Source organism: Cloacibacterium normanense, from assembly GCF_003860565.1.
GTDB lineage: Bacteria > Bacteroidota > Bacteroidia > Flavobacteriales > Weeksellaceae > Cloacibacterium > Cloacibacterium normanense.
The window spans coordinates 1,458,896-1,477,104 of the sequence record NZ_CP034157.1; the positions used below are offsets into that span (position 1 = coordinate 1,458,896).

16 protein-coding genes and 3 tRNA genes are annotated in these 18,209 nt (G+C 32.6%); 14 read left to right on the plus strand and 5 right to left on the minus strand.

Features of this window, described 5'->3' with window-relative positions; all coding sequences use genetic code 11:
- Positions 1-434: 434 nt before the first annotated feature.
- Positions 435-863 carry a hypothetical protein gene (locus EB819_RS06670; RefSeq protein WP_069796765.1) on the minus strand — a complete coding sequence of 143 codons (429 nt, stop codon included), beginning with the start codon at positions 861-863 and terminating at the stop codon, positions 435-437.
- 7 nt (positions 864-870) lie between these two features.
- On the minus strand, positions 871-1,263 hold the full coding sequence (locus tag EB819_RS06675) for a hypothetical protein (protein ID WP_069796767.1): 393 nt from the start codon (positions 1,261-1,263) through the stop codon (positions 871-873).
- A 139-nt stretch (positions 1,264-1,402) separates the two neighbouring features.
- Between EB819_RS06675 and EB819_RS06680 the strand changes: the two genes are divergently transcribed.
- On the plus strand, positions 1,403-2,968 hold the full coding sequence (locus tag EB819_RS06680; RefSeq protein ID WP_083250121.1) for a SulP family inorganic anion transporter: 1,566 nt from the start codon (positions 1,403-1,405) through the stop codon (positions 2,966-2,968).
- Between the two features lie 71 nt (positions 2,969-3,039).
- Here EB819_RS06680 and EB819_RS06685 read toward each other — a convergent pair whose 3' ends face one another.
- Positions 3,040-3,516, minus strand: a complete 477-nt coding sequence (locus tag EB819_RS06685; RefSeq protein WP_069796769.1) for a hypothetical protein — start codon at positions 3,514-3,516, stop codon at positions 3,040-3,042.
- A 146-nt stretch (positions 3,517-3,662) separates the two neighbouring features.
- Between EB819_RS06685 and EB819_RS06690 the strand changes: the two genes are divergently transcribed.
- The gene (locus EB819_RS06690) at positions 3,663-5,801 is read left to right on the plus strand and encodes a S46 family peptidase (protein ID WP_069796771.1); all 2,139 of its coding nucleotides are present in this window, start codon (positions 3,663-3,665) and stop codon (positions 5,799-5,801) included.
- Positions 5,802-6,009: 208 nt separating this feature from the next.
- Here the strand turns inward: EB819_RS06690 and EB819_RS06695 are convergent, their stop codons facing one another.
- Both EB819_RS06695 and EB819_RS06700 read right to left on the minus strand, forming a co-directional pair.
- Entirely contained in the window at positions 6,010-8,880 is a 2,871-nt protein-coding gene (locus EB819_RS06695) for a M16 family metallopeptidase (RefSeq protein ID WP_069796772.1), read from the minus strand.
- An 18-nt stretch (positions 8,881-8,898) separates the two neighbouring features.
- Positions 8,899-9,900, minus strand: coding sequence for an N-acetylmuramoyl-L-alanine amidase (locus EB819_RS06700; protein WP_069796775.1), 1,002 nt, complete (start codon positions 9,898-9,900; stop codon positions 8,899-8,901).
- A 132-nt stretch (positions 9,901-10,032) separates the two neighbouring features.
- Between EB819_RS06700 and EB819_RS06705 the strand changes: the two genes are divergently transcribed.
- From EB819_RS06705 to EB819_RS06760, 12 genes are all read left to right on the plus strand, one after another.
- Positions 10,033-10,117 (plus strand) — tRNA-Ser (locus EB819_RS06705).
- Between the two features lie 13 nt (positions 10,118-10,130).
- A tRNA-Pro gene (locus EB819_RS06710) sits at positions 10,131-10,205 on the plus strand.
- Between the two features lie 106 nt (positions 10,206-10,311).
- Positions 10,312-10,385, plus strand: a tRNA-Arg gene (locus EB819_RS06715).
- Between the two features lie 183 nt (positions 10,386-10,568).
- Entirely contained in the window at positions 10,569-10,823 is a 255-nt protein-coding gene (locus tag EB819_RS06720) for a GIY-YIG nuclease family protein (RefSeq protein WP_069798759.1), read from the plus strand.
- A gap of 238 nt (positions 10,824-11,061) precedes the next feature.
- A complete protein-coding gene (locus EB819_RS06725; protein WP_069798759.1) occupies positions 11,062-11,316 on the plus strand; it encodes a GIY-YIG nuclease family protein in 255 nt (84 codons plus the stop codon).
- Between the two features lie 236 nt (positions 11,317-11,552).
- Positions 11,553-11,807 (plus strand): GIY-YIG nuclease family protein, encoded by a 255-nt coding sequence (locus tag EB819_RS06730; RefSeq protein WP_124878696.1) that lies wholly within the window; start codon positions 11,553-11,555, stop codon positions 11,805-11,807.
- A gap of 257 nt (positions 11,808-12,064) precedes the next feature.
- Entirely contained in the window at positions 12,065-13,279 is a 1,215-nt protein-coding gene (locus EB819_RS06735) for a glycosyltransferase (RefSeq protein WP_069798001.1), read from the plus strand.
- 41 nt (positions 13,280-13,320) lie between these two features.
- Positions 13,321-14,667 carry an AAA family ATPase gene (locus tag EB819_RS06740; protein ID WP_069798003.1) on the plus strand — a complete coding sequence of 449 codons (1,347 nt, stop codon included), beginning with the start codon at positions 13,321-13,323 and terminating at the stop codon, positions 14,665-14,667.
- A 1-nt stretch (position 14,668) separates the two neighbouring features.
- Complete coding sequence (locus EB819_RS06745; RefSeq protein ID WP_069798005.1) at positions 14,669-15,829, plus strand: THUMP domain-containing class I SAM-dependent RNA methyltransferase; 1,161 nt, start codon at positions 14,669-14,671, stop codon at positions 15,827-15,829.
- A gap of 132 nt (positions 15,830-15,961) precedes the next feature.
- Positions 15,962-16,507, plus strand: a complete 546-nt coding sequence (locus EB819_RS06750; RefSeq protein ID WP_069798007.1) for a DUF1599 domain-containing protein — start codon at positions 15,962-15,964, stop codon at positions 16,505-16,507.
- Between the two features lie 110 nt (positions 16,508-16,617).
- Positions 16,618-17,697 carry a BT_3928 family protein gene (locus EB819_RS06755; RefSeq protein WP_069798009.1) on the plus strand — a complete coding sequence of 360 codons (1,080 nt, stop codon included), beginning with the start codon at positions 16,618-16,620 and terminating at the stop codon, positions 17,695-17,697.
- Between the two features lie 75 nt (positions 17,698-17,772).
- Entirely contained in the window at positions 17,773-18,120 is a 348-nt protein-coding gene (locus tag EB819_RS06760) for a hypothetical protein (protein WP_069798011.1), read from the plus strand.
- Positions 18,121-18,209: the final 89 nt, after the last annotated feature.

Here is an 18,209-nt window from a genome sequence, read left to right on the forward strand (position 1 = left end):
AAGCAACATCAAAGATGTTGTTCAATATTCTTCAATCGCAAAGATTTTTTATTTTGCTTAATCTTTTAAGATAGCAAAGTTGGCGAAATTCATTCGCTGTGAAGCGATATGTGAAGCAGATAATTTTCTATCACAAAGTTCACGGAGAACAGTTGATGTGTTTGTGTTTTTGAGAGCACTAAGCAACATCATAGATGTTGTTCAGTATTCTTCAATCGCAAAGATTTTTTATTTTGCTTAATCTTTTAAGCAAGCAAAGTTGGCGAAATTCATTCGCTGTGAAGCGTGCGCTTTTTACATTCGCTAGCGAATTTACTCTTTGGTTCCTTTGATTTTATTTTTAGCTGTGAAAAAATTTGCTTTTTTAAAATTCTACAAAAAAATTGCATTTGAAAATAAATAAAAAGCTCAAGAAAATTCTTGAGCTTTTGCTTTTAAATAGAAACTTTAACGGCTAATTCATAAAAATGAGAATTGGCAAGTTTCTTTAATCTTTCTTTTAAACAAGGAGAATTATGATAATCTCCATTAAAAATAATCACGTTTTGAGCATTGAGTGTGTTTTGATTTTCGCAATCATAATTTTGTTCATGTTCGGCTGGAGTGTATTTTTCAAAAAACTCATCATTAGAATAAAAAACCGTATAATCCTCTGAAAGTTCTACATTGAACGGCATTTTCTTTTCTACTAATTTTGCTTTATCTGAAAATTCTGGCTCTATTTTTCCGTCATGATATACAATCTCTGTGAGTTCGCCATTGGTTTTTTGGGCAAACTCTTCTGCTTGTTTGTAGTTTCCAAAACCCGTATAGATTTTGAAATTTCCTACCATAAATTCTAATATTTTTTTCCCGTAGTGCATTTAATTTTTAATTTTTTAAATCGTTATACTCAATATTTTTAATTTTTGCTTCTATTTTTTCGGCTTTTAGGTTTTGTCTCAGTAAACAAAATAAGCTCATGTAAATATTGGCTATCCAAACCAATGAAAATCCTGCAATGAGATATCCTCGCCAATCTTCAAAAAACAAGGTGAAATTTGTGATCAACAAGAAAAATATCGTTACATAATGACTAAAACAATACTCACAAGTAAAGAGATAAAAAAACTTTTTCTCCCAGAGTGAAGTTGCGTTTTTTACTCTTTTTTGACAATATTCTCGCGGTTCTCTGAAAATTTCTTCATGCGTAACTGTCCACGCAATACAAGCAATAGGTATCGCCAGAATAAACAGTTGCAGTATGTGATTAAAACTAAGCATGATTCTACAGTACAAAATTAGATTAAACAAGCACTTAGTATTTTATAATATTTTCTTGATTTTATATAGAATTAACATTTGACAATAATCATAAAATTCCTGCACTAGTTTGTAGTAAATTTGTACAAATATTTACCTCATGGAATTGCACATTGATAGAACGTTTAAGTATTATTGGCTCATGTTTAAAAAGCATGATTTTGCTTCTGGATTAACGGTTTTTCTAGTTGCACTTCCCTTGTGTTTGGGCGTAGCATTAGCTTCTGGAGCTCCCCTTTATTCAGGAATTTTATCAGGAATTATCGGTGGAATTGTAGTAGGAGTTTTGAGCGGTTCAGATTTAGCGGTTTCTGGTCCTGCTGCTGGTTTAACAACTTTGGTTTCCGCTTCTATCATTAGTCTAGGAGATTTTCAAACCTTTTTATTGGCGGTAATTATTGCTGGACTTTTCCAAATAATATTAGGCGTTTTAAAACTAGGCGTTTTTGCCAGTTATTTCCCAAGTTCTGTGATTAAAGGAATGATGGCTGCTATAGGAATTATCTTGATTTCTAAACAAATTCCATTGGCTTTAGGATATAATCAACCTGATTTTTGGACGAGTGGTTTTGTACAAATCTTCACTTCTAAAAATTTCTTTGGAAACTTAGTAGAATTTAATTCTCATATTACCAGAGGTGCGGTTTTTATTTCTGTGATTTCTTTGGCGATTTTAATTCTGATGAAAAAGCCACAGTTTCAAAAATTCAATAAAATTCCTGCTCCACTTTTGGTGGTTATTTTTGGAATATTTATCAATTTTTTAATGAATTATTTCGGTTCTTCTTATGCTTTGAAACCTAATCAATTGGTGAATATTCCAGAAAATATGTTTGCAGAAATTAAATTTCCTGAATTTTCAAAAATTCTGAGCAATCAAGAAATCTGGAAAGACGGAATCCTTATAGGAATTTTGGCAACGCTAGAGACTTTGCTTTGTATAGAAGCGATGGATAAACTAGACCGTCACAATAGAATAACCCCTGTAAATCGTGAATTGATTTCACAAGGAATTGGCAATTTTCTCTGTGGACTTTTAGGCGCGATACCTATGACTGCAGTAGTAGTAAGAGGTTCTGCAAATATAGAAGCTGGCGCAAAAACTAAAGTTTCAGCCTTCATGCATGGAATATTTTTATTGCTCTCTGTATTGCTGATTCCGTTTCTGATTAACATGATTCCGTATGCTTCTTTATCTGCTATTTTGATTATTACAGGTTTTGGATTGACAAGAATTGAGATTTATAAACACCTCTTTAAACTCGGTTTAAAACAGTTTATTCCGTTTATCGCAACCATTATTATTATTCTTGTAACAGACTTACTCATTGGAGTTTCTATCGGTTTATTGATTTCTATTTATTACATCATCAAAGAAAATTTCAAAGAAAACTACGAAATAGAAAAAACACATTTTCAAGGTATTGACCAATATAAATTGAAACTTCACAGCAATGTAACCTTTATCAATAAAGTGAAAATTAAAAATGCTTTGGATAAAGTTCCTGCTTATTCTGTATTAACTATTGACGGCTCCGAAGTTCATTTTATAGATCATGATGTTTTAGAAATTATTTCAGATTTCAAAAATAAAGCACATGACAGACACATCCAGCTTCAAATGATAAATATAGAAACCGTAGAAACTGCTGCAATTTCTCACTAAAAAAGCCTCCAAAAACTGAAGGCTTTCTGTCTAAAAATCAAATACTGAAAATATGAAGTAATTTTGTCTGTTTAAGTATGGTTAGTTTTTACAGCAAGTTCGTATACATTTCCTCGCATTAAAAACTTTATTCTTTCTCTAGTCGTTACGGTATTTACACCGCTTTCATCTGTGATAATGATTCTATCTCCTGGTGCAATATTTTGGTCAGACAAAATATCTTCTGGCAGCATGTCATTTTCTGCTTTTTTCATGTCAAAAAGAATTTGGTCTGCCATTTCTTGAAATCCTTCTGCATCAGAATAAAGCACTCTATAATTGGGATGATCTGGTAATTCTACTTTAAAAGGTTTTTTACTTTCCACCAACTTCGCCGAATCATTCGGTGTAGGATTATCAGAACCATCTGTAAAACCTACTTCTACCAATTCACCTTGGTGTTCATTAGCATAATTTACCGCATCTTCAAAAGTTGCAAAATTGGTGGTTACTGTATATTGGTCAAATTCATAATGCTGTAATCTATCTTCGGTGTGATGTGTAGTCATTTTGTAAAAATTTTGTGATTTGGTTAAGGCAAAGATAGATGGACACGTCTCCAAATTTTTATACAATTATGTTAAATACTTTCAAAATTGTGAGATGATGATATTTTTTGATTAATTTTAGGCTCTCATTTTAAAAATATGAATTAATGCTTAAGAAAACGTTTATTATAGCGACATTATTTCAGGCTGCTGCTTTTTTTGGTCAGCAATACGGTGGAATGTGGATTCCAACTGAAATTAATGAAAAAGAGATGAAATCTCTGGGAATGAAAATCAAAGCCCAAGACATTTGGAACACTGAAAAACCGAGTATTAAAGACGCTGTAGTTCAGTTTGACGGAGGTTGTACTGCAGAAATTATTTCACCGAAAGGTTTATTATTAACCAATCACCACTGCGGTTATGATAATATCCAAAGCCATTCTACCGTAGAAAATGATTTATTGACCAATGGATTTTGGGCAAAAAACATGGACGAAGAATTGCCAAACCCTGGCGTTACCGTAGATTTTGTTACGGATATTAAAGAAATTACTCAAGATATTTTAGGCAATACTTCTTCATTAAGCGGAGCAGAATTGACTAAAAAAATCAATGAAAATATAGACGCTTACAAGAAATCTCAAAAAATAGAATCTTACCAAAGTATTATTGTAAGACCTATGTTTGCAGGTAATAAATATTATGCATTTGTAGTAGAAACCTATAAAGACATCAGATTAGTAGGAGCACCACCACAAAGCATTGGTAAATTCGGTTCTGATACGGATAACTGGGTTTGGCCAAGACATACTGGAGATTTTTCTATGTTTAGAATTTATGCTGACAAAAACAACAAACCAGCGGAATATTCTAAGGACAATGTTCCTTTTACGCCAAAACATTTCTTACCGATTTCTGTAAAAGACATTAAAGAAAATGATTTCACTTTCGTTTTCGGATTTCCGGGCAGAACCAATGAATATTTGCCAAGCGTAGCGATTGAAAAAATCATCACAGATACCAATCCAGCGAGAATTGAGGTAAGAGACATCGCGCTAAAAACGCTAGACGAAAAAATGCGTGCAGACGATGCTACCAGAATTAAATATGCTTCTAAATACGCTTCTGTAGCCAACTATTGGAAAAAATGGATTGGCGAAACAAAAGGTCTTAAAAAATCAAATGCTGTTGCCAAAAAACAAGCTTATGAAAGTTCATTAGTAGCTAAAAATTCAGAAATTAAATCGTCTCTTGATGAATTTAAAAAACTGTATGACCAACAAGCGCCTTATGCTTTAAACAATGCTTATTACAGCGAAATTCTAAGAAATGCTGAAACATTAACGTTGGCAAATCAGTTTTATGCTTTTGTACAAAATTATGAAGCAGGAAAAGTAGATGATAAAGCTGTAAAAGGTTTTAAAAACAGACTTTCTGGCTTCTACAAAGATTATGACGGCGAATTAGATGCTAAAGTTACTGCTAAACTTTTGGCTTTATATGCAAATAAAACCGCACCAGAATTTTTACCAGAAGGTTTTACTCAATTCAAAGATGTGAACCAAAATCTTCAAGTTCTTGAAAACTGGAGCAGAAATTCTGTGATTTCAGGAAGAAATTCAGTAAACGGAGCTACCGTTTATTCTAATATTGACCAAGTTTTCTCAAATCTTCCAGAATTGGTAAAAACTCTGAAAGCTGACCCTATTTATCAGACTTTAACCAAAATGAGAGAAACTTATGTAACTAAAGCAGATGCTCAATATGTAGGTTTACAAAGCAAAATAGACGCTTTACAAAAGAAATATTTAGCGCAAATGATGGCTACAGATACCGAAAGAAAATTTTTCCCAGATGCCAATTCTACACTGAGAGTGACTTACGGAAAAGTGAAAGGTTCTAATCCTGCAGATGCGATTTCTTACCACTACGAAACTACTCTAGATGGTGTAATGGAAAAATATGTTCCGGGCGATTATGAATTTGATGTTCCACAAAAATTAATTCAGTTGTACAACACCAAAGATTATGGCGATTACAAAAATGCAGCTGGAAAAATTCCATTAGCATTTACGGCAACCAATCACACCACTGGTGGAAACTCAGGAAGTCCAGCTCTTGACAAAAAAGGAAACCTTATCGGTTTAAATTTTGATAGACAATGGGAAGGTACGATGAGTGACATTAATTTTGACCCTAGATTCAGCAGAAATATTATGGTTCAGACCAAGTATATTTTATTTATCATCGATAAATTTGCAGGAGCAAGATGGTTATTAGACGAAATGAAAATTGTAAAATAGTTTTCGATAAATATTTTAGTAAGAACGCGCCAAAAGGTGCGTTCTTCTTTTTTTTAAATCTAGACATAAAAAAAGCCTCAGAATTTCTTCTGAGGCCAAACACAAATGATGAAATTTACTCTTACCTCTGTAGAGTTATACAAATGTAAGTCTATTAAATTTTTTATTTGTTACACTATAATTAATTGATTTTATAGAATTTACAGTTTTAATATCCAAAAATTTCTTCTAAACTCAGTTCTTGAAAATCTCCTAAGTTTTCAATCGCAGAATGGTCTAAATTTTCTTTTTTACCCATTATCGCAACGTTATAAGAGATGGGTTTTATTTCTTGATTGTAAAATTGAGTTAAATCTTCCAGCTGTAAACTTTCTATTTCGTGGTAAATTTTTTCTCTAATATCATAATCTATTCCTATTTTTTTAAGATTTAAAAAATTAAAGAAAATATTGGTTCTGGTAATTCGGGTAGATGCAATTTGTTTCAGCGCAGAATTTTTAGCATTATTAAATTGCGTAGGAATTTGAGGCAAATCTTGCATTAAATCCGCCATCGCCTCTACTGCTAAATGCAATTTATTGGCTTGTGTCCCAATGTAACTTACTACATAATTATGTCTATCCAAATAAGTTGCGGTAGAGTAATTTACATACGCAGAATACGCTAAACTCTTGCTTTCTCTGAGCTCCTGAAAAACAATAGACGACAAACCTCTGCCAAAATATTCATTAAAAACATTGATTTTTCCGTAATTTTTGGTATTCAGTTGAGAAGCCCTACCAATTTTACTCATTTCCATTTGCACCATATCATAATTGGTAAAGAAAACTTTTCCTTGAGTTTCCAGTTCTTGATAAATTTTCGGCTTTGGAATGGTGAGTGTTGCTTTTTCTAACAAAGGTTGAATTTTTTCCTTGAACCCATCAAAATCTTTACCGTAGAAGAAAATTTCATAAGGTAATTGTGTCAAATTTTTCACTTTTTCTGTGAGATTTTCAATTTTAATCGCTCTTAATTTTTCTTCAGAAATCACATCTCTGAATCTAGAATTTTCACCAAATTTAGCATAATGACTTAATGCCGTCATGATTCTTGACTTGTCTTTTTTAGCCACATTTCTGCTTTCTAAAATCAATTCTATCGTACTTTCATAGACTTCATTATCAGGTTTTACTTCGGTAATCCAATGTTTTAAAAGTTCAAAACCTTTGATTAGATTTTCCTCAAAACCAGTGAGCGAAATAATCATTTGGTCGTCATACGTTTTGAAATCATTGCTGATTCCCAATTTAAAAAACTCTTGACTTAATTGATCCGCCGAAAAACGAGAAGTTCCCAAATATTGCAAAACTTGCACCGCTAAGAAAAGCTCTTTATCATGGTCAGTTCCGATTTTATAAATCAAATGCAACTGCGCAATGTGATTGTACTTATTTTTGACAAAACTGATTTTTTTATCTCCTATTTGAGTTTCTTCGATGATGCTTTTATAATCAATAAATTTCGGAGTAATTTCTGAAGATTTTTGGCGAAGAATTTCGGTCAAAAACTCAGATTGTGCTTTTCTATTGATTTTAACAGGTGTAATTCCCGGATTTTCTACTCGGATAAGATTTTCGTTTTCTCCACGTAATTTTTTAACGATAACATAATTTTTTTGGAAGAATTTTTGTGCAAAATCTACCACTTCTTGCTTGGTAATTTTCTCAAATTTCTCAATTTCTGAAAGTTCTTCTTCCCAAGTTCTGTCATTGATATAAATTCCGTAAAGCGCTGTTGCTAAACCATCTGCAGTTTCCAGATTTCTGATTTTTTGCAATTTCATATCATTGATAATCGCAGGAATAAGCCAATCTGGGAAATCACCATTTTTCACTTTTTCTATCTCTGCCAAAAGCAATTGTTCTGCCTCTTCTAAAGATTGATTTTCCTTCGGAACAATCATGAGCGAGAACAATCCGTACTGCTTAAAACCCAATTCATAAGCATAACTTCTGAGTGCTTTGTGTTTTTGGTTGATATTTAAATCTAGCAAACCTGCTTCGCCAGAATTGGAGAGAATTTGAGCCACCATTTCTGCCAAATGCTCTTCTTTGGTTCCATAAGAATCTGTTCGCCAAGCAATGTTTAATCTAGGCGCAGAAGGACTTTTTACAATTCTTTCTACAATTTCAGTTTGAGGTTCTTCTATAATTTTTTCTTTCTTCGGAAGTTCTTTGTATTCAAATTTTCCAAAATATTCATCGACCAAAAGAATGGTTTCTTCGAAATCTAAATCTCCCACCAAAACCATCGCCATATTATTAGGCACATAAAAATCATTGAAATATTGATGAATAGCCTTCATAGAAGGATTTTTCAAATGCTCAGATTTCCCCAAAGTGGTTTGTTGACCATTAGGATGCTTCGGAAAAAGGGCTTCCATGAGTGCATAATTTACCAACCTCACATCATTGTCTTGTGCACGATTAAATTCTTCATAAACCGATTCTAGCTCAGTATGAAAAAGCCTTAAAACAAGACCAGAAAAACGCTCTTTTTCTATTTTGAGCCATTTTTCCAATTCATTATTCGGAATGTTATTTTTATAAACGGTTTCGTCTAACCAAGTGTGAGCATTGGTTCCTGTTGCACCCAGAGAAGAAATGACTTTATCATATTCATTCGCAATAGCATATTGACTGGCTTCTTGAGAAATTTCGTCGATTTTTCTATAAATTTCCTTCTTTTTTTCTGGGTTTTGTTCTGATTTGTGTTGTTCGTACAAATCAGAAATTTGGTCTAATAAAACTTTTTCTTTTTCCCAATCCAGCGTTCCTAATCTGCTCGTTCCTTTGAACATCATATGTTCTAAATAATGCGCTAATCCTGTATTGTCTGATGGATCATTATTGCTTCCTGTTCTTACTGGAATATAGGTTTGGATTCTAGGAGCATCGTCATTTTGAGCCAAATAAACCGTTAATCCATTGTTTAATTTGTAGATTCTTACACCCGTTTCGTCTCCTTCTACTTGTTGGTAAGTGTACCCATTTTTATCTGTAAAATTTTTAGTTTTTAATACTAATTTCGTCTGCATTAATTTCTTATTTCTTAATTATTTATTCGGATATTTCTGAATGAGAGCCTGTAAAATCGCCCAAGTTTCTATATCTATTTTTCCATCGTAATTTTGTGGTCTAAAATGATATTGGAAAGCCTCTATAGTCTTCTTAGTAGCATCATCCCAAACTCCAGTTTCTGTAATTCCATAGCCAAATTGTTTTAGGGCAATCTGCACTTTCATCACAAAAGCCATTTCATTGATTTTTGCATTAAATTCTTCTGGAATAATTTGAGATTGGAAACTCTGCACTGTAGCATCATCATACCACATTCCTATTCCGTATTCGTCATATAATTTTTTCCAAGGAAATAATGGACCTGGATCTTGTTTACGAGTTGGCGCAATGTCTGAATGCGCTAAAACATTCGTAGGCGGAATTTGATAACGCATTACAATATCTTGAACCAAAGCCGCTACTTTTTTCACTTGATGCTCAGGAAACGGAACGAAAACTCTTTTTCCGTCAACTACTTTAAAACCTTCATTCACGATTTCTATCCCGATAGAAGTATCATTAAGCGTTGCATCTTTTCTCCATGAACTGATTCCTGCGTGATAAGACCTTTTATTTTCGTCTACCAACTGATAAATTTCTATATCGGTAGAATCATTCACCAAATAGTGAGAACTTACGGCTTGAGTGGTTAAAACCCTCACAGATTTATCATGATCTAAAGCTGTGTAATGTAAAATCACATATTTCTGTCTAAAATTTTGTGCAACGGCAGGAAAATGATTTCTGGTTACTTTATAACCTTCTGGTTTTGCTCCTACCAAAGAACCATAACTGATGGTGTTATCATTTTTAGTTGGGTCTGCTATATTTACTGTAAAATAATCGCCATGTACATCATGTTTTATCTCTGATTTGGGAGGATTTGGTATCGTAGATGTCGCAGGTTGAGGTAAATTATTGGGTTTTGCAATTTCTTTTTGTGAACCACAAGAAATTATTAAAGATGCTAAACCTATGAAATATAATGAATTACGCATTTTATTGATTTTTTAAAAGATTATTTATTCAAAAATACGAAAATTTTTAGCATTTTTTTTTGGTTATTAAGGAAAACTGTCCTATATTTGCACTCGCAATTACGGAAGAGAAGTTCTTAAAAGAATTTGCAAGGAGGGTTGCCGGAGTGGTTAACGGAGCAGTTTGCTAAACTGTCGACTCGCAAGGGTCGCAAGGGTTCGAATCCCTTACCCTCCGCAACCAAGAAATTCGGGGTGTAGCGTAGTCCGGTCATCGCGCCTGGTTTGGGACCAGGAGGTCGCAGGTTCGAATCCTGCCACCCCGACAAAAAAAATCGAAAATTTTAAGAAAATTAAGGTTCGTAGCTCAGTTAAATTGAGCATTCCGATTTTAATCGGAACGGTCTCGAGAGAAACCTTTTTAAAAACTTCGGGTGCGTAGCTCAGCTGGATAGAGCATCTGCCTTCTAAGCAGACGGTCTCAGGTTCGAATCCTGACGCGCTCACGAAAGAGAAATCAGAAATGGTTTCTCTTTTTTTTTGTTCTTAAATCAAAAAAATAACCAAAATCTCTGCTAGATAAAGAATCCCGATTTAGAAAATCGGGACGGTCAAAAATTATTAATCCATTAAACACTCATCAAAGAGAAATTAGTAATAGTTTCTCTTTTTTTCTTTATATTTACTTCATGTGTTTTACTTATATTCTTTATTCTGAATCTTTAGACAAATTCTACATCGGTCATACTTGCGAAAGTATTGATGAAAGATTAAGAAAACACTTGTCTGATCATAAAGGCTATACTTCTAAAGTCAAAGACTGGAAAATAATTTACTCTGAAATTTTTGAAAATAAATCTGACGCTTACAAAAAAGAATTAGAAATAAAATCTTGGAAAAGTAAAACCAAAATCAAAAAATTAATCGAAAATTCAGCTGGATAGAGCATTCCGATTTTCTAAATCGGAACGGTCTCAATTCAAAATAAAAATTACGCTCACGAAAGAGAAATCAGAAATGGTTTCTCTTTTTTTTGTTCTTAAATCAAAAAAATAACCAAAATCTCTGCTAGATAAAGAATCCCGATTTAGAAAATCGGGACGGTCAAAAATTATTAATCCATTAAACACTCATCAAAGAGAAATTAGTAATAGTTTCTCTTTTTTTCTTTATATTTACTTCATGTGTTTTACTTATATTCTTTATTCTGAATCTTTAGACAAATTCTACATCGGTCATACTTGCGAAAGTATTGATGAAAGATTAAGAAAACACTTGTCTGATCATAAAGGCTATACTTCTAAAGTCAAAGACTGGAAAATAATTTACTCTGAAATTTTTGAAAATAAATCTGACGCTTACAAAAAAGAATTAGAAATAAAATCTTGGAAAAGTAAAACCAAAATCAAAAAATTAATCGAAAATTCAGCTGGATAGAGCATTCCGCTTTTCTAAATCGGAACGGTCTCAGGTTCGAATCCTGACGCGCTCACGAAAGAGAAATCAGAAATGGTTTCTCTTTTTTTTGTTCTTAAATCAAAAAATAACCAAAATCTCTGCTAGATAAAGAATCCCGATTTAGAAAATCGGGACGGTCAAAAATTATTAATCCATTAAACACTCATCAAAGAGAAATTAGTAATAGTTTCTCTTTTTTTCTTTATATTTACTTCATGTGTTTTACTTATATTCTTTATTCTGAATCTTTAGACAAATTCTACATCGGTCACACTTGCGAAAGACTTGATGAAAGATTAAGAAAACACTTGTCTGATCATAAAGGCTATACTTCTAAAGTCAAAGACTGGAAAATAATTTACTCTGAAATTTTTGAAAATAAATCTGACGCTTACAAAAAAGAATTAGAAATAAAATCTTGGAAAAGTAAAACCAAAATCAAAAAATTAATCGAAAATTCAGCTGGATAGAGCATTCCGATTTTCTAAATCGGAACGGTCTCAATTCAAAATAAAAATTACGCTCACGAAAGAGAAATCAGAAATGCTTTCTCTTTTTTTTGTTATTAAATCAAAAAAATAATCGAAAATTCAGCTTGATAGAGCATTCCGATTTTCTAAATCGGAACGGTCTCAATTCAAAATAAAAATTACGCACACAAAAGAGAAATAAGAAATGGTTTCTCTTTTTTGTTTTATATTCGTTTTGTTTTCAATATTTTTGAAATATGAAAAATTTGATAATCATTGGCAAGGTTTTTCCAGAGCCTAATTCTACAGCTGCCGGTTCTAGAATGATTCAATTGATGGATTCATTCTTAACTCAAAATTATCAAATCACCTTTCTTTCCACGGCTTCTATTTCAGAAAACAGTTTTGATTTGAGTTCAAAAAATATTCAGTTTCAAAACATTATACTCAATGAGAACAGTTTTGACGAACTCATCAAAAATCAAAATCCAGATGTAGTTGTTTTTGACAGATTCACTACCGAAGAACAATTCGGGTGGAGAGTTTCCGAGCAAGTTCCGAATGCCGTAAAAATTCTTGACACTGAGGATTTACATTTCCTAAGAAACGCCAGAGAAAAAGCTTTTAGACAAAATAAATTTTTAGAAAACTCAGATTTAATCAATGATGTTTTCAAACGTGAAATGGCTTCCATTTTAAGATGCGACCTTTCCCTCATCATTTCCGAATTCGAGATGAATTTACTCATCGAAAAGTTTAAATTTGACGAAAATATTCTCTTTTACCTTCCACTTTTTGGAGAAGTTAAAAAACCTAAAACTTCTTTTCCAGAAAGAAAAAATTTTATCAGCATCGGTAATTTTTTGCACGAACCGAATTGGCAAACAGTTCTTCAATTGAAAAAAATTTGGAAAAACATTAAAAACCAACTTCCAGAAGCCGAAATTCATATTTATGGTGCTTACGCAAGTGAAAAAGTCTTTCAGTTGCACAACGAAAAAGAAGGTTTCATCATCAAAGGAAGAGCCGAAAATGTGGAATATGTTTTTAACCAAGCAAAAGTTTTACTTGCACCCATTCCTTTTGGAGCTGGGATTAAAGGAAAATTGTTCGAAAGCATGCAATTTGGATTACCCAATGTTACTTCAACAGTTGGCGCAGAAGCAATGCAAGGAAACCATGACTGGAATGGTTTTATTACCAATAACGAAACAGAATTCATAGAAAAAGCAGTTCTACTCTATCAAGATGAAAATCTTTGGCAAATATCCCAAGAAAACGGATTCAAGATTATAAAAAACAGATTCAAAAAAGAATTTTTTGAGCCCCATTTCATTCAAAAAATCCAAGAAATTTCTGAAAATTTAGAATCACACAGAAACCTAAATTTCTTAGGTCAAATTCTTCAACATCACACTTTACAAAGCACTAAGTACCTGAGTAAGTGGATTGAAGAAAAGAACAAAAAATAATCCCACAAAATTTCCGTATTTTTACGCATTAAAGTGAAAATATGCCGCAAAAAATCACAGAATTAGCTCAAGAATTGGGAGTTGCCACAGAATCTCTTAAAAACTTCATCGAAGATTTTGATTTAGACCTTTCAGAATGTCTTTTTCCAAACCTTGAAGTAAAGGATGATTTTGCCAAATTCGCTAGAGAAAACGTTAAGTTTTTGAAGAAATACGAAAAAGACTTAGTTGAGGAAAAATCTTCTACTCAAATTGCTTCAGAAATTCAACAGCCCGTAGAAAAAGTAGAAGCCATTATCAAAAAAAATAAACCCAATTTATTTGAAAACGGCTTGTATAAATCATCGGTTTCTAGCTTTGGTATAGACAATAAATTAGGCGGAAATTACAGTTTCGTTTATGATTATTTCGGGCATATTACCTCATTAACTCAGCGAGATTTCATTGGCTATAGAGATTTATATTTCTACATCACAGAAATGCTGAATCCTTTTATTGATGAGACTCAGACCAAAGATTGGGGCATCCAAAAACCTGCCGGAATCATTTTATACGGTCCACAAGGAAGTGGAAAAATTTTCTGGGCAAGAAGAATCGCCGAAATCATCAATTATGAGTTCAAAGAAGTCATGAATTCTTATTTGAGAACCAGTTTTATCAACGGAAAAAGAAGTGATTTCAATGATTACTTAACGGCAATGATGAAGGAAGATAAAGTCTTGCTATTTTTAGAAAACTTCCACGAAATTGCTCAAGAAAAACCCATTGACGACAGCATTTTCTCTGAAAATAAATCTACCAAAGACATTATTCTTCATTCGATTCATAAATTTGTAAACGAAGATTTATTGATGGTAGTTGCCGCTAATAATTTAGTTGGAATAGACAATGAAGTTTTTGCACCAGGAAGATTTGACATAAAAATTCCAGTTTTCCCACCTAATGAAGATGAAAGAGCACAAATGATTATGCAATACATGACGCTCAACTTATCTGAAGACGCTATTCTGATGAAAATTTTAAAACACAATGGTGCGGACAAAAAACCATATTGGAGTGACTATGCAAAACGCATGAAACTCTTTAGCAATACCATGATGATTGATTTCACCCAAAGTGTAAAAAAACGTCTCAGAAATGTATATTTGCGTAAGAAAACTCATGCTTGCAAAATTGAAAAATCAATTCTAGAAGCCAGTTTCATAGAATGCGCCAGTAAATTGACCGATGAATATTTAAACGAAGTTCAGCAGTTCATCAGAGAAGTTTCAGCCAATGATTATGATGTCTTTGCAGCCAGAATTGAAGCCATGAAAAAAGAATTTCAAGCTTATATTATTAAAGAAAAACCACACAGAAAAATAGGTTTCAACGTAGAAGAAGATTAAAATGGATACAGAAAATTTAAAAATTCAGATAAAAACATTTTTTGGTTTAGAAGAAGTTCTTGCCGAAGAAATTAAAAAGTTAGGTGGAAGAAAAGTAGAGGTTAAAAACCGCGCTGTAAACTGTGAAGGCGACCTTGGTTTTCTATACAAAATCAATTATTCAGCAAGAACCGCTGTTAAAATTTTGGTTCCTATTGCAACTTTTAAAGCATGGAATGAGAATAAATTTTATGACAAAGTTTTCGATTTTCCTTGGGAAACCGTGATGAGTGTAGACCAAAGTTTTGCTATAGATTCTACGGTCTATTCTGAAACGTTCACACATTCACAATTTGTAGCCTTGAAAATGAAAGATGCGATTTGTGATTATTTCGTGATGAAAGAAAGACGCAGACCAGATGTAGACCCTAAAAATCCTGACATCAAATTTCACCTTCATATTGACAGAGAATTAGTAACGATTTCTTTGGATTCTTCTGGAGACCCTTTATTTAAGCGTGGTTACCGAAAAGAACAAGGTGAAGCTCCGATTAACGAAGTCTTGGCTTCGGGAATGTTGCAATTGGCTGGTTGGGACGGAAAAGGAAATTTTCTTGATCCAATGTGCGGAAGTGGAACACTTTTGATAGAAGCAGCGATGCTCGCAATGGATTTACCTGCGCAAATTTTCAGAAAGAAGTTTGCATTCCAAAATTGGAAAAATTATGATGCTGAGTTGTTTGCAAAAATCAAAGAATTTAGAATCAACAGAATTAAGGAATTTACAGGAAAAATCGTAGGTTATGATATTGATGCAAGAATGCTCAACGCTGCTAGAATCAACATAGAAGCCGCAGAAATGGAAGATATAATTGAAGTAAAAAAACAGAATTTCTTTGAATCTGAAAAAGATATGTTCCCGCTGTTAATGGTTTTCAATCCGCCTTATGATGAGAGAATTGCGATTAACCAACCCGATTTTTACAAGAAAATTGGTGATACTTTTAAACAAAAATATCCAAATACTTTGGCTTGGATGATTTCTTCTGATTTAGAAGGTGTGAAAAATGTAGGTTTAAGACCTTCCAGAAAAATAAAATTGTTCAACGGAAAATTAGAATGCCGTTTCTTGCAATACGAGATGTACGAAGGCACGAAGAAAATTCATAAATTGGAAAAATAGCATCTCGCAGATTGAGCAAATTTGGCTGATTTAATCTGCTTAATCTGCAAAATTTGCGAGAGAAACAAAATTATTAAATTTCTTTTTTTGAGGTAAATCCTTATCTTTACACAACAATTTTCAAAAAATTCCATGCAAAATACAGCTTTACAATTTAGCGAAGTTATTCATCAATGTCGTGATTTATTTTCTAAAAAATTACAAGATTACGGTGCAGCTTGGCGTGTTTTAAGACCGAGTTCTATTACTGACCAAATTTACATTAAAGTCAATAGAATCCGTACTTTACAGATGACAGACGTAAAAATGGTAGATGAACACGAAGAAGATGAATTTATTGCGATTGTGAACTATTCTATTATTGGTTTGATACAATTAGAGAAAGGTTTTTCTGAAAATTTAGACGAAGACAGAACCGAAATTCTGAAATTATATGATGATTACGCTCAAAAAGCAAAAGATTTAATGCTTCGCAAAAACCACGATTATGGTGAAGCATGGCGCGAAATGAGAATTTCATCCATCACCGATTTAATTTATCAAAAAGTTCTTCGCACGAAACAAATTGAAGACAATCAAGGAAAAACTCTGGTTTCTGAAGGTTTAGACGCTAATTATTATGACATGCTGAATTATGCAGTTTTCTGTCTCATTAAAATGATGGAAGAGAAAATTTGAAAACGTTTGTCATTTTGAGAGAAACAAAGTGAAGCGAAAAATCTATTTTAAAAAGATTCTTCATTTCGTTACACTGCATTCAGAATGACAAAAAAACCAAACTAAAAAAAATGAAAAGAATTTTAAGATACATTATTGCCATTATTTTCATTGCATCTGGCTTTGTGAAAGCGATAGATGTGAAAGGTTTTTCTTTTAAACTCGAAGAATATTTTTCGCCAGACGTTTTTAATTTGACTTTTTTACAAAATTTCACGTTAGAAATTGCAATTTTAGTAGTCGCATTAGAATTGATTTTAGGATTAATGCTTTTGTTGAAAATGAAGCTAAAATGCACACTTATTTCGTTAATTGCATTGTGCGTTTTCTTTGCATTTCTCACGTTTTATTCGGCTTATTATAACAAAGTGACAGATTGCGGTTGTTTCGGAGATGCCATCAAATTCACACCATGGCAAAGCTTCTGGAAAGACATTACGTTACTTTTCGGTTTAATTATTCTTTGGTTTTTAAATAAAAAATCAGACACATTAAATAATGAAAAAGGATTTCTAAAAATACCATTCCTTGGGATTGGAATTTTAATTTCCGCTTTCATCATTTACTACGGAATTGCACACGAACCTTTGATTGATTTCAGAGATTATAAAATTGGGACTGATTTAAATCTTGAGAAACAAAAAATCGCGGCTAATCCTTCGGAATACAAAACTTCTTATACTTTAAAAAATTCAAAAACTGGCGAAGAAAAAGTGGTAGGACAAGACGATTTCGTGAACCAAAAAGAATATTGGGAAGAAGGAACGCCTTGGCAAATTCAAAAAGGGAAAGAAGTTTCTGTTTTGGTAAAGCAAGGTTATCAGTCTTCTATTGATAAATTTAAATTAGAAGACGAAAACGGAAATGATGTTTCTGACCAAATTCTTCATTTACCGAAAGTGTATTTGATTTTTAGTTATAAACCAAAGGAAATTTCAAAAGAAGATTTTCTAAAATATGAAAGCTACATTAAAGCTAATGAAAAGGCTTTTGGAATAACAACCGAAAAAGGTATTTTCAAAACAATTCCTAATTTAACAATGGACGGAACTGCCATCAAAACCATTGCAAGGAGCAATCCTTTCGTTTTGGTTTTAGAAAATGGTAAAATAGTAGAAAAGAAAAGTCTGGAAGATTTTTTAAAACATTAAAATTATAAATAAAAAATTTTGCGCTCACTGCGAAAAACTTTGCGACTTTGCGTGAAAAAAAATAAATAAAATAAAATGAGAAAAACCAACAAATCCATCGCAGGATATCATTTATTGATGATTCTTTCGGCTGTAGATTATAAATTTCATTCAGGCGAAGAAAAAGTCATCAGAGAATATCTAGAAGAAGAATTTCCGTTCCATGTGAATTTGGATAACGAGTTAGAAGTGATTTCTGCACTTCAACCTAGCGATTGGAAAGACCATTTTGAGTTTCAAGCACATTGTTTCCTAGACGATTCTACCGAAAAAGAACGTAAAGAATTTAAACAATTTGCAAAAAAACTCATCAAAGCAGACTCAACTGTTTCAGAAAGAGAGCATGATTTCTACTCTTTGATGAAAACCATTTGGAAAATGTAATTGGTAATTAGTAATTGGTAGTTGGTAATTAGATTCTAGATTTATTTTAAGTAAATCTCCGAAAATCAATAAAATCTACGAAAGAAATT